General features: G+C 73.9%; 14 protein-coding genes. 6 read left to right on the top strand and 8 right to left on the bottom strand.

The features are described 5' to 3' along the window. The 3 genes from AB1207_RS20680 to AB1207_RS20670 all read right to left on the bottom strand — a co-directional run bounded on the left by AB1207_RS20680 (position 1) and on the right by AB1207_RS20670 (position 2,443). On the bottom strand, positions 1–1,272 hold the full coding sequence (locus AB1207_RS20680; RefSeq protein ID WP_367640405.1) for a phytase: 1,272 nt from the start codon (positions 1,270–1,272) through the stop codon (positions 1–3). Positions 1,273–1,379: 107 nt separating this feature from the next. Next, the gene (locus AB1207_RS20675; protein ID WP_367640403.1) at positions 1,380–1,982 is read right to left on the bottom strand and encodes a class I SAM-dependent methyltransferase; all 603 of its coding nucleotides are present in this window, start codon (positions 1,980–1,982) and stop codon (positions 1,380–1,382) included. Further along, entirely contained in the window at positions 1,979–2,443 is a 465-nt protein-coding gene (locus tag AB1207_RS20670) for a hypothetical protein (RefSeq protein WP_367640402.1), read from the bottom strand. The genes AB1207_RS20675 and AB1207_RS20670 overlap by 4 nt, the downstream gene beginning before the upstream one ends. A gap of 70 nt (positions 2,444–2,513) precedes the next feature. Between AB1207_RS20670 and AB1207_RS20665 the strand changes: the two genes are divergently transcribed. Next, a complete protein-coding gene (locus AB1207_RS20665) occupies positions 2,514–3,038 on the top strand; it encodes a PadR family transcriptional regulator (RefSeq protein ID WP_367640401.1) in 525 nt (174 codons plus the stop codon). A gap of 17 nt (positions 3,039–3,055) precedes the next feature. On the opposite strand, the gene AB1207_RS20660 is transcribed toward AB1207_RS20665, so the two are convergent. The 3 genes from AB1207_RS20660 to AB1207_RS20650 all read right to left on the bottom strand — a co-directional run bounded on the left by AB1207_RS20660 (position 3,056) and on the right by AB1207_RS20650 (position 4,761). After that, complete coding sequence (locus AB1207_RS20660; RefSeq protein WP_367640399.1) at positions 3,056–3,577, bottom strand: hypothetical protein; 522 nt, start codon at positions 3,575–3,577, stop codon at positions 3,056–3,058. 134 nt (positions 3,578–3,711) lie between these two features. Beyond that, positions 3,712–4,110 carry a hypothetical protein gene (locus AB1207_RS20655; protein ID WP_367640397.1) on the bottom strand — a complete coding sequence of 133 codons (399 nt, stop codon included), beginning with the start codon at positions 4,108–4,110 and terminating at the stop codon, positions 3,712–3,714. Between the two features lie 3 nt (positions 4,111–4,113). Continuing rightward, positions 4,114–4,761, bottom strand: a complete 648-nt coding sequence (locus AB1207_RS20650; protein WP_367640396.1) for an SMI1/KNR4 family protein — start codon at positions 4,759–4,761, stop codon at positions 4,114–4,116. Positions 4,762–4,848: 87 nt separating this feature from the next. Here AB1207_RS20650 and AB1207_RS20645 point away from each other — a divergent pair, with 87 nt between their 5' ends. The 4 genes from AB1207_RS20645 to AB1207_RS20630 are packed head-to-tail and all read left to right on the top strand — an operon-like array spanning position 4,849 to position 9,122. Further along, on the top strand, positions 4,849–5,532 hold the full coding sequence (locus AB1207_RS20645) for a GntR family transcriptional regulator (protein ID WP_367640395.1): 684 nt from the start codon (positions 4,849–4,851) through the stop codon (positions 5,530–5,532). Beyond that, complete coding sequence (locus AB1207_RS20640) at positions 5,529–7,058, top strand: MmgE/PrpD family protein (RefSeq protein ID WP_367640393.1); 1,530 nt, start codon at positions 5,529–5,531, stop codon at positions 7,056–7,058. Before AB1207_RS20645 ends, AB1207_RS20640 begins: the two co-directional genes overlap by 4 nt. Before the next feature lie 10 nt (positions 7,059–7,068). Next, complete coding sequence (gene prpB / locus AB1207_RS20635) at positions 7,069–7,977, top strand: methylisocitrate lyase (protein WP_367640392.1); 909 nt, start codon at positions 7,069–7,071, stop codon at positions 7,975–7,977. Then, positions 7,974–9,122 carry a bifunctional 2-methylcitrate synthase/citrate synthase gene (locus AB1207_RS20630; protein WP_367640390.1) on the top strand — a complete coding sequence of 383 codons (1,149 nt, stop codon included), beginning with the start codon at positions 7,974–7,976 and terminating at the stop codon, positions 9,120–9,122. Before prpB ends, AB1207_RS20630 begins: the two co-directional genes overlap by 4 nt. Positions 9,123–9,129: 7 nt before the next feature. Here AB1207_RS20630 and AB1207_RS20625 read toward each other — a convergent pair whose 3' ends face one another. Further along, positions 9,130–10,116 carry a pirin family protein gene (locus tag AB1207_RS20625; protein ID WP_367640388.1) on the bottom strand — a complete coding sequence of 329 codons (987 nt, stop codon included), beginning with the start codon at positions 10,114–10,116 and terminating at the stop codon, positions 9,130–9,132. Positions 10,117–10,236: 120 nt separating this feature from the next. On the opposite strand from AB1207_RS20625, the gene AB1207_RS20620 reads away from it, so the two are divergent. Beyond that, positions 10,237–10,704, top strand: a complete 468-nt coding sequence (locus AB1207_RS20620; protein ID WP_367640387.1) for an NUDIX hydrolase — start codon at positions 10,237–10,239, stop codon at positions 10,702–10,704. An 18-nt stretch (positions 10,705–10,722) separates the two neighbouring features. Here AB1207_RS20620 and AB1207_RS20615 read toward each other — a convergent pair whose 3' ends face one another. Continuing rightward, a complete protein-coding gene (locus AB1207_RS20615) occupies positions 10,723–11,802 on the bottom strand; it encodes a cell wall-binding repeat-containing protein (protein WP_367640385.1) in 1,080 nt (359 codons plus the stop codon). Positions 11,803–11,831 lie beyond the last annotated feature (29 nt).

The following is an 11,831-nucleotide window of genomic DNA, read 5'->3' as shown; positions in this document are numbered from 1 at the left end:
TCACCACCCCAGCGGCGTGGCGATCCTCTCCAGCGGGACGAAGCGGAACCCCGTGCTCACGCGGTCCTCGTCGCCGGGACGGGTCGACTCCCCGTCCTGCGTGACGAACAGGCCGTGCGGGAAGCGCGGTCCGAGGGCCGCGGTCGTGACGGCGGCGCCGTCGCTGTGCTGGGCGCCGTCCGCCGTCGGGGAGTCGACGACGGCGAAACCCCCGGTGTACGCGGCCGAGCGACCGCGCAGCGAGTAGACGGCGAAGGTGCTGTCGCCCTGGCTGGAGGCGAACAGGTGCGTCCCGCGGCGGTCGTGGGCGATCGTCAGGCCCTCCGCGTCGGCCGACAGCCGCGTCCCGCCCAGACCGGGGTCGGCTCCGGTGATGCGGCAGGACTCCGAGGCCTCGTCCCACGTCGCGGGAACCCCGAAGTCGCGGACGCGGTCGACGAGCCACCGGCTCCAGGTGTCGCCCGAGATGCGCCAGATCCCGACGTCCTCCTGCGCCACGAACCAGTCGCCCGACGTCGGGTCGAACACCGACCCCTCCATCTGCGGACCTTCGCCGGGTTCCTCGCACGGCGACCACGAGCCGCCGGGGACGGCGAAGGAACCGGGCAGGGAACTGCGCAGCCGCTGGCGGTAGCCGACGGTGCCGGCCGGGCCGGGGACGAGGTCGAGGACGGCGAAGTCCGTGCTGTGGCGGCGCGTCGCCAGGACGCGCACCGACCCGTCGGACAGGCGTCCGGCCGCGACGCCGTAGGCCGTCTCCTGGTCCGCCACGTCCGCCTCGGTCGCGCTGAAGACCCGGGATGCGTCGGGGGCCGTGACGTCGCGGACCACTCGAGCCCCGGCGGCCGCTCCGCGCGGATCGATCGCGAAGACGCGCAACCGGTCGCGGCCGCGGTCGCTCACCACCGCCAGGTCGAGGACCCGGTCGCCGATGCGTGCGCCCTGGACGACGTCGACGTTGTTCCAGCGGCCGTCCTCGCCCGCGTCGACGTGCTGCAGCAGTGAACCGTCGAGCGTGTACACGTCGAGGCCACCGTTCTTGAGGGTGCCCAGGACGACGGAGTCCGCCGGAGCCGTGGGCGAGACCCAGATCGCCGGGTCGTCGGCGTCGGCCTTCCCGCCCGCGGTGTCGTCGTGGACCGACGGGGTCGCGGCGGTCGGCCCGACGGTGGCCCACCGCGGTGCGGGTGCGGCGGACGCGGACGAGATCGGCAGCAGGGCGAGCGCGAGGGCGGCGGCGGAACCGCGCAGGGCCGTGGCGGTGACGGACACGGGAACTCCCGAGGGGTCGGAGGACGGGTGCCGCACAAGATCGCGCATCCCGTCGGCCGCGGCGTGAACTGCGCGTGTGGAGCCGGTGGCCCCGAGGTGACCCGGCGTCAGACGGCCACGGCCGCGATCGCCCCGTGCGGTCGCCGTTCCCCGTCCTGGCCGCGGAACAGCCGTTCCCGTTCGGCGAGACCGTGCGCCGCCAGCCGCGCCGACATCTCCTCCACCGGCCAGCGGTGGGCCGTCGTGACGCGGTGCGCGAACGGTTCCCGCACCGGTCCCTCGAAGAAACCGATGACGAGTGCACCGCCGGGTGCCAGCACACGCCGGACCTCGGCGAGGGACCCGTCGAGTTCCTCCGGCTCCTGATGGATCAGGGAGTACCAGCTGAGGACGCCGGCCACCGATCCGTCCGGTCGGTCCAGGGCCGTGAGGGAATCCTGCAGGAACGGGACGTCCGGGTACGTCGCGCGGGCGTGCGCCAGGAACTCCGGGACCAGGTCGAGGCCCGTCACGTCGCAACCCGCGGCGTGCAGGTGCGCCGAGAGGTGACCCGGACCGCAGCCGAGGTCGAGCACGGGCCCGCCCAGGTCCGTCAGGAACCGCTCGATGAGCCGTCGGTCGTCGGGGTGGACGACGTCCATCGTCGCGAGCCGCTCGAGGTAGACGCCGGCCATCGCCGAGTAGGCCTGCCGGACGCGGTCGGAACTCACCGCGGCACGGTAGCGAGTTCCCGGCGTGGACCGGCGCGGCCCACGCGGCGTGCGGTCCACGCGATGAGCGGGGAGCCCACGAGTGTCGGCAGCACCCACGCGAGGGGGCTGGACCAGTTCACGACGAGCGCCGCCGTGACGAAGGAGACGTAGGACCCGGCCACCAGCGAGACGTGCACCGGGAGCCAGCCCGGTCGCCGCCGGCGGGCCACGACCCACCCGGCCAGGGCGGCCGTCTCGGTGGCGACGGCGATGACGAGCAGACCCCACAGCGTCCGCGGAGCGGTGACGGCGAGGACCACGGCCGAGGAGGTCATGACGGCCACGACCACCTGGTAGGCGCGACCGCAGCGCACGTGCCAGCCGCGGCGCTTGGGGACCGCGAGCGCCGCAGCGCCCACGACCAGACCGGTGCACCCGGCGGCGATGTGCGTGCCGAGCAGCAGTGCGTGCGCATCCATGTCGTACCTTCCCTTGTGGACGGTCGTACCAACGTCGTCTGTCCACAGTGGACTGTCAAGGGGGAGTGCGGTGTCCGGCGTCAACGCGACCGTGGGGTCGCTCCTGGGGTTCCTGCACGAAGGACCGCAGTCGGGGTGGGACCTGATGGAGACCGCGCGGGTCCGCATCGGGGGTTTCTGGTCCCTGACCCGCAGCCAGGTGTACCGGGAACTCGCGGCGATGGCGGACTCCGGTCTCATCGAGACCGATTCGACCGGGGCTCGAGACCGTCGGGTCTACCGGCTCACCGACGAGGGGCGGGAGGTGTTCCGCGCGTGGATCGCGGAAACCCCCGGCGAGGAGAACATCCGCTACCCGCTCCTGCTGACGCTGGCCTTCGCCCGCCACCTCCCGCCGGAGCGGCTCGCCGAGTTCCTCGCCACCCACCGCGCGATCCACCAGGCGCGGTGGGAGGCCTACCGGCTCCAGGACGAGCAGTCGCGCGCGGCCGGAGCCGGCCGTCTCGACCTCGTGACCCTGGACTTCGGGCTGCGCTACGAAAGGGCCGTGCTCGACTGGTTCGACGGGGTGGGGGACCTGAATGTGAACTCCTGACGGTCCCCCGGGCACGGTCAGTGGGCCGCGTCGAGGAGGAGGTCGACGAGGACCCCGTCCTCTTGTCCCGGCGCAACGTCACCGACCGCGGCGTCCCCGCGGGGGACGTGCGGGGAGAACTCCCAGTCGGGGGTGGTGACCTCCCGGTAGCGCAGGCTCCCCGCCACCGGGTACCAGCAGATCTGCGGTTCCCCGTTCGGCCAGGTGTCACCGCGACCTTCCAGGCGCCGGTCCAGCGATGTCACCCGGACCCGCAGGACGGTGCCCCGGACCGGTGGTGGTGGCGCCTGCTCGGTGACGTGGAACTCCCCGAGCAGGAACCCGCGCACGACCCCGTGGGCGCCGTCAGGCCGTCGCACCTCGGGCGGTAGGGCGTCGAGGTCCAGTTCCTCGGCGAGGTCGTCCCAGCCGTCCCCCGGCGAGGCGGGCACGACGAGCGGCCGGTAACCCTCAAGCCGCTGTCCCACCAAGGGTTTCGGTGAGCAGCAGCCGATCTCCCAGGAGGACACGTGGAAGCGCATGGTCCGGTGGTGCGTCATCTCGAAAGCCCCGCGATCTCGGCGAACCGGGGCACGAAGGCTCCGGGCGCGGGGTACCCGACGACTCGAGGGTAACCCCGTCAGGGTCCCCGGCGCCACGGTTCCGGTGTCCCGTCGGGCGTTCCGGGAGGTTCTCAGGTGCGGTAGGGCGACGGCGCGCCCGGCACCCGCGAGCCCGGGACCCGCACGGTGACCCGGAACTCGTTGCGCGTGCGCAGGACGACCTCCCCGGTCCACGGATCCTCGAGGTGGCCGTCGTCCTCGCTGAACCCGCACAGCGCCGACCCATCGGGAACCCGCAGGATCGAGCGCGGGGTCCCGTCCTCCAGGACCACCTCGACGTCGACCACTCGACCGCGCACGTGCTCGACCGGCCAGGTGACGCCGAGCTCGTGCCGGGTCTCGACCAGGGACGTGGTGCCGTCGCGCGTCGTGACCACCATGCAGGTCAGGTCGACCACCTGACCGCGCTCGTAGGCGGGGCCGCAGCACTCGTGCTCCCAGTCGCCGACCTCCACGACGATGTCCACCACCGCCTACCCCTCCGCGCGGAACAGCGAGTACGGCGACGTCCGGGGCGGCACCCGCAGGCTCCACGGTCCGTCCTCGTCACCCGGGACGCCGAGCCCCTGCTCCAGCAGGTCGGCGAGCTGGTCGAGGTAGGAGAGCAGGGACGGAGCCAGCACCTGGTGCTGGTCGTCGTCGCGGCCGAAGGTGATGACCTGCCCGACGGTCCCGCGCACGTCGGGGTCGAGGTCGACGCCGACGTGGTTGCCACCGCCGTCGTGGGTCAGCGGGATCCAGCCGCGCACCGAGTACTTCGCGTGGACGAAGCCCTCCGGGGCCGAGGACGCGAACTCGTCGAAGCCGGTCTCGCCCTCGAACCCCGCCCACTGGTCCCACTGCAGCAGCACCTCGGCGAGCGGCAGCAGGGGTTCGCCGGCGACCAGGCCCGCGGCCCACCGCGGGTCGTCGTGCCGGTACTGGACCTGACCGTCGGTGAGTCGGTAGAGGGCGCGGACGTCGGCCGGCAGCGACCGGCCGAGGTGGGCCTGCGCCGCGTCGAGCTGGGCGTCGGTGGCCGGTGGGTTCAGCAGCGGGTCTCCCGGCACCAGGCGCAGCACCCGCTCGAACGCCGCCCGCGTCCGCTCGACCACGCCTGCGCTGTCGCTCTCGTCGGTCATGGCCCGAAGCTACCGAGACCGCTGAACCGGCAGTTCTGCATGCACAGAACCCTTGACGAACGCTTCGACTGGAGTGATGGTGTCCGTATGCATGCACAACGACGTGGCGGGGCGACCGAGCGGGCGTACGCCCAGCTCCGCGCCGACGTCCTCGACGGCGAGCTCCCACCCGGTGCCGTGCTGGCCGAGCTGGAGCAGAGCGCACGGCTCGGCGTCTCCCGCACCCCCGTCCGCGAGGCCTTCGCCAAGCTCGTCCACGACGGTCTGGCCCGACCGGTCGGCGGGCGCGGGCTCGTCGTCGCCCCGCTGGACCTCGGCGACCTCGACCAGCTCTACGACGTGCGCGAGGCCTTGGAGGTCAAGGCCGCCCGCCTCGCCGCCCGGGCTCCGGGCCGCGCGGTCTTCGCGCAGTTCGCCGACCGCTTCGGGCACGCCGCGGCCCTCGTCGGGGCCGGGGAGCTCGACCGCTACTACGCCGTCACGGCGGAGTTCGACGCAGCGGTCGACGAGGCCGTCGCGAACCCCTGGCTGGTCCGCGCGCTGAGCGACGTCCGCACCCACCTGGTCCGCATCCGACGCCTGGCCCGGCACGACCCCGCCCGGCTCCTCGCCGCCGCGTCCGAGCACCAGCTCATCGCCGAGGCGCTGGCCGCCGGTGACGCCGACCTGGCCGCGCACGCCGTCCACGTCCACCTGCACCGCAGCCGGTCGCACTTCCGGGAACACCTGAACACCCCGTCCCACCACCAGCACGACGAGGAGAGCGCGTGAAGCAGCACGAGGTCCGCGTCCACCGCAGCGACGAGGAGTTCGCTCGCGAGGCCGAACTCGCCTGGCAGCTCGCCCGGCTCGCGACGGACGAGATCGCCGTCCGCGGCCCGGTCGACGACGACGTCGCGGAGATGGTCGTCAACCGGATCGTGGACAACGCCGCAGTGAGTGCGGCGTCCCTGTTGCGACCCCCGGTGGTCGCGGCGCGGTCGCAGGCGCTGGACCACCCGCCGTCGCGCGGAGGTTACGGGGCGCGCGTCGTCGGCACGACGGAGACCACGTCGCCGGAGTGGGCGGCGTGGGCGAACGGCGTCGCGGTCCGTGAACTCGACTTCCACGACACGTTCCTCGCCGCCGAGTACTCCCACCCCGGGGACAACGTCCCTGCCCTGCTGGCGGTCGCCCAGCACGTCGGCTGCGACGGCGAGCAGCTGCTGCGCGGCATCGTGACGGCCTACGAGGTGCAGGTCGACCTCGTGCGCGCCATCTCCCTGCACCGCCACAAGATCGACCACGTCGCCCACCTCGGGCCGTCCGTCGCGGCCGGGCTCGGGACGATGCTCGGGTTGCGCACGGAGGTCGTCCACCAGGCGATCGGCCAGGCCCTGCACACCACCACGGCCACCCGGCAGTCGCGCAAGGGCGCCATCTCCACCTGGAAGGCGCACGCGCCGGCGTTCGCGGGCAAGGTCGCGGTCGAGGCCGTGGACCGGGCGATGCGCGGGCAGACGAGCCCGGCGCCGATCTACGAGGGCGAGGACGGCGTCATCGCCTGGCTGCTCGACGGCCCCGACGCGCACTACACCGTGGAACTGCCAGAACCTGGGGAGTCCCGCCGGGCGATCCTCGACACGTACACCAAGGAGCACTCCGCGGAGTACCAGGCGCAGGCCGTCATCGACCTCGCGCGGCGCCTGCACCACGAGCACCCGGAACTGCGCGACCCGCAGAACGTCGAGAGCATCGTCCTGCACACCTCCCACCACACCCACGTGGTCATCGGGTCCGGCGCGAACGACCCGCAGAAGTACGACCCGACGGCCAGCCGGGAAACCCTGGACCACTCGGTGCCGTACATCTTCGCCGTGGCGCTGCAGGACGGGGGCTGGCACCACGTGGACTCCTACGCCTCCACCCGCGCCGGCCGGCGCGACACCGTCGCCCTGTGGCGCAAGGTCTCCACCGTCGAGGACCCGGAGTGGACCGAGCGCTACCACGCGACCGACCCGGCCCGGAAGGCGTTCGGCGCCCGGGTCGAGGCCCGCCTCACGGACGGCCGGACGGTCGTCGACGAGATCGCCGTCGCCGACGCGCACCCGCTGGGTGCCCACCCGTTCACGCGGTCCCAGTACGAGGCCAAGCTCGCGACCCTCGCGACCGGTGTGCTGCCCGACGAGGAGGTCGCCCGGTTCACCGCCCTCGCCCGCCGGTTGCCGGAACTGACCGCCGAGGAGGTGCGCGACCTGCAGGTCGTGGCGCCCCCGGAACTGCTCGAGACCGTCCCCCTGCCCGTCGGCCTGTTCTGAGGAGAACCCCGTGCTGTACTCGTCGACGACGCCGAGCGCCAAGCGCGCCGCGTTCCGCCAGGCCCTGGCCGGGACGGAACTGCTGCGGTTCCCCGGTGCCTTCAACCCCCTGTCCGGCCGGCTCGTGCAGCGGCACGGGTTCGAGGGCGTCTACGTCTCCGGGGCCGTCCTGTCGGCCGACCTCGGCCTGCCCGACGTCGGGCTGACGACGCTGACCGAGGTCGCGGGCCGGTCCGCGCAGGTCGCGCGGGTCACCGACCTGCCCGTCCTCGTGGACGCCGACACGGGGTTCGGTGAACCCCTCAACGTCGCCCGCACCGTGCAGGTCATGGAGGACGCCGGTGTGGCGGGACTCCACGTCGAGGACCAGGTCAACCCCAAGCGCTGCGGGCACCTGGAGGGCAAGCAGGTCGTCGACGAGGCGACCGCCGTCCGTCGCGTCCGGGCCGCCGTCGACGCCCGGCGCGACCCCGACTTCCTCGTCGTCGCGCGCACCGACGTCCGCGGGGTGGAGGGTTTCGACGCGACCGTGCGGCGCGCCCAGGCCCTCGTCGACGCGGGCGCCGACGTGGTCTTCGCCGAGGCCATGGCCGACCTGTCGGAGTTCGAGGCGATCTGCACCGCCCTCGACGTCCCCGTCCTGGCCAACATGACCGAGTTCGGGCGCAGCGACCTGTTCACCCACGCCCAGCTGCGCGACGCCGGCGTCCGCATCGTCATCCACCCCGTCTCGTTGCTGCGGCTCGCGATGGGTGCGGCCGACCGCGCGCTGGCGGGGTTGACCGCCTCCGGAACCCTCGAACCGGTGGTCGGCGACATGCAGACCCGCGCCGAGCTGTACGACCTCGTCGACTACGCCGGCTACGGCGACTTCGACTCCTCCGTGTACGACTTCAGCCTGGAAGGGAACCGGGGATGACCCACCCGAACGTCCAGCCGACGATCAGCAAGGGTCTGGCGGGGGTCGTCGCGGACACCACCGCGATCTCGAAGGTCGACCCTGACACGAACTCCCTGCTCTACCGGGGGTACCCGGTGCAGGAGCTGGCGACGCGGTGCTCGTTCGACGAGGTCGCCCGGTTGCTGTGGGACGGTGACCTGCCGGACGCCGGGACCCTCGACGCCTTTCGCGACCGCGAACGGGCCGGGCGCGCGCTCGACGACCGGGTCCGTCGCGTCGTCGACGACCTGCCGACGACGGCGCACCCCATGGACGTCGTCCGCACCGCCGTCAGCGTCCTGGGCGCGCTGGACCCGCAGGCCGAGGACAGTTCCCCGGCCGCGGAACTCGCCAAGGCCGAACGCCTCTTCGCCGCGCTGCCGGCCGTCGTCGCGTACGCCCAGCGCCGGCGCCGCGGCCAGGAGCTGCCCGCCCCGCGCGAGGACCTGGGGTACGCGGCGAACTTCCTCTGGGCGGTCACGGGCGAGGAACCCGACGAGGTCGCCGTCCGCACGTTCGAGACCTCGCTCGTCCTGTACGCCGAGCACTCCTTCAACGCCTCGACGTTCGCCGCCCGCGTCGTCACGTCCACCCTGTCGGACCTGCACTCAGCGGTCACGGCTGCCGTCGGTGCGCTCAAGGGCCCGCTGCACGGTGGGGCGAACGAAGCCGTGTGGGCGGCGTTCGAGGAGATCGGCCCGGGGGAGGGGGCGCCGGACCGAGCGCGTGCCTGGCTCGCCGACGCCCTGGAGAACCACCGCAAGGTCATGGGGTTCGGGCACCGCGTCTACCGGCACGGCGACTCCCGCGTCCCCACCATGCAGGCCGCCCTGCGCGACCTCGCCTCGGCCCGGGGCCGGGAGGACCTGCTGGAACTCTCGGACGCGCTGGAGGCCGCGATGGTGCAGGCGAAGGACATCCAGCCGAACCTCGACTACCCCGCGGGCCCCGCCTACCACCTGCTGGGTCTGGACACCGACCTGTTCACGCCGGTCTTCGTCGCGGCCCGCGTCGTCGGCTGGACCGCGCACGTCGTGGAGCAGCGCGCCGCGAACTCCCTCATCCGCCCGCTGTCGGCGTACGACGGTCCGGGACTGCGGCACGTCCCGGCGCGCGGGGCCTGACCCCGGGTCAGCCGCGGGGGCGCAGGCGGACCCCGGGCAGGTCGGGAGCGGGCAGGGGCGCGGGCATCCCGTCGGGGAACGTGCCGAAGCGCGGGGGCGCACCGCGCTCGCCCGCCTCGGCGCCGATCTCGGCTTGCCAGGCGGCCCGGTGGGCCGCGATCTCGTCGTGGTCGCGGCCGACGAAGTTCCACCACATGACGATCTGCTCCCCGAGGGGCCGGCCGCCGAGCAGCAGCAGGCGGACCGGTTCCCGGCCGGCCTCCAGGACGAGCTGCGTGCGTCCGGTCGGGACGTGGGCCAGGTGGTCACGCGGGACCTGCGTTCCGCCGAGGCGCAGGTCGCCGCTGTCCAGGAGGACGCCGTGCTCGTTCCCGGGGTCGACGGCCAATTCCACGCGGGCTCCGGGGGAGAGGGTGATCTCTGCCCCCAGCAGGGGCGGGGTGTGCGTCGGCACGGGGGAGGTGGCGCCGGCGAGGGAACCGATGAACACCCGGATCTCGGCGCCGTCGACCACGACCGGGTCGGGGACGTGGTGCGAGAACGTCGGCGCCATGTGGCGGGTGCTGTCGGGCAGCGCGTACCAGAGCTGGGCCCCGTGCAGGACCTCGGTCCCGGGCGTGGAGAACTCCTGGTGCGAGATGCCCCGGCCGGCGACCATGAGGTTCACCTCGCCGGGGCGCACGACGGCGGCGAACCCGGCGGAGTCGCGGTGGTCGATCTCCCCGGAGAACAACCAGCTGACGGTGGCGAGCCCGGTGTGCGGGTGCCGGGGCACGCGCATGCCCCCGCTGCCGGCGACGTGGTCGGGACCGTAGTGGTCCACGAAGCACCAGGCGCCGATGAGGCTGCGCTGCTTCTGCGGCAGCGTCCGGCGCACCGTCATCGCGCGGGGCCCACCCAGGGGGACGTCGCGCGGGGCGAGGAGTTCGAGCCCCGGCGTCCCGCCGCCGTCGGAGCAGTGCACGAGGTCGGGGTCCTGCTCGAGGTTGCTCACGCGGGTGGTCCTCCGGGGCGGGGTGGCGACGGGCCCGGGTGGTCCGTCCGCTGACCTCTGTCCAGGGTGTCACCTCGCCCCGGCGCGGCGGGCGCTGCCGCGGGACGCGACACTGCCGGGATGCCGAAGCAGAGCGCCGGTGTCCTGCTGCACCGCGAGACCGGGACCGGGGTGGAACTCCTCCTCGCGCACATGGGTGGGCCGCTGTGGGAGCGCAAGGACGAGCACGCCTGGACGATCCCCAAGGGGGAGCCGGAGGAGGGCGAGGAACTGCTCGACGCCGCGCGCCGGGAGTTCTCCGAGGAACTGGGGCTGCCCGTCCCCGACGTCGACCTCGTCGACATCGGGCAGGCCCGCCAGTCCTCCGGCAAGGTCGTCACCGTGTGGGCGGGCCGCGCGGACCTCGACGTGTCGACGATCGTCCCCGGGACGTTCACGATGCAGTGGCCCCCGCGCTCGGGACGCACGGCGGAGTTCCCGGAGGTCGACCGCGCGCAGTGGTTCTCCCCGCAGGACGCGCGGGACAAGCTGGTGAAGGGTCAGGTCGTGTTCGTCGACCGGTTGCTGGAACTGCTCGACCGGACCTGACCCCTCACCGGGGAGTTCTCAGCCGTCGATCTCGACCGCGCCCACCGCGGTGACCCGGCCGGCGCCGTACGTGTCGAACCACGCCTCGACGACGTCGTAGGAGGAGTCGACGTCCCCGACGAGCAGCGTGGCCCGGCCCAGGGGACCGGCGGCGAGGGCGTCGACGAGGTGCCCGGTCACCCCGGGCGCGAAGAGCAGGTCGTCGGCGTCCACCCCGCGGTCCACCGATTCGGCGGCGAGCCCGGCCGCCGTCCCGTAGCGGTCGGTGCCGGCGGCCCGCTGCGGCGCGGGCAGCGGGGCCAGCGCCTCGGGCGCCACGCCCTCCGGGCCGCCGGCCACGGTCGTCGACGTCACCCCGAGAGCCGTCAGGGAGGCGGCCGCGGGCAGCGGGTCGGCGTCGGCGACCAGGAGCAGCGGTTCGGCCAGGCGCGCGGCCGGGCCGGACGCCGCGAGGGCGTCGACGAGGTGGGCGTCCTCACCCGAGGCCGCCCAGCCGTGCGTGGACTTCGGCATGAGGGCGACGAGGGCGCGCGAGGTGGCGTAGCGGTCGACGCCGGCCACGCGCGCCACGCTCGTGACCCCCAGCGCCTGCAGGCGGCCGGTGGTCGCCTCGCCGAGGGCGTCGGCGCCGCCGACGAGCAGCACGGCCTTCACCTGGTGCTTCTGCAGGTAGGAGGCGGTGGCGGCGGGCACGGAGTCGCGCGTCCCGAGCAGCACGGGCGCGGCGAGGCTGCGGGCCAGCGGGGCCGCGGACAGCGCGTCGACGAGGTGGCGGTCCTCACCGCTGACCAGGACGGCGACGTCGGCCTCGGGGAACCCGTGCTCGGCGATGGCCGCGGCCGTGGCGAACCGGTCGTCCCCGCTGAGCTGGACGATCTGGTTCGGCGTCCCGTCCGGCAGCGGGGCGCCGCGGTAGGACGTGCCCGCGACGCAGCCCGGGTGGGTGATCGGCAGCTGGGCGGAGCAGACCGGTGTGAGCGTCTCGAACCCGGCCGCGGGCGCGGCCGAGGCCGTCCCGGCCAGCCCCACGGTGGCGGCGGCGAGCGTCGCGGCGGCCAACGGTGCGAGGGCGGCGCGGCGCAGGGTGGAGCGGATCACAGGGGCCTCCTGGGGCTGGTGCTGGAGAG

It is taken from the genome of Kineococcus endophyticus (assembly GCF_040796495.1).
Lineage (GTDB): Bacteria > Actinomycetota > Actinomycetes > Actinomycetales > Kineococcaceae > Kineococcus > Kineococcus endophyticus.
The sequence above is the reverse complement of the archived record's forward strand: the minus strand, read 5'-3'. Positions and strand labels throughout refer to the sequence as shown.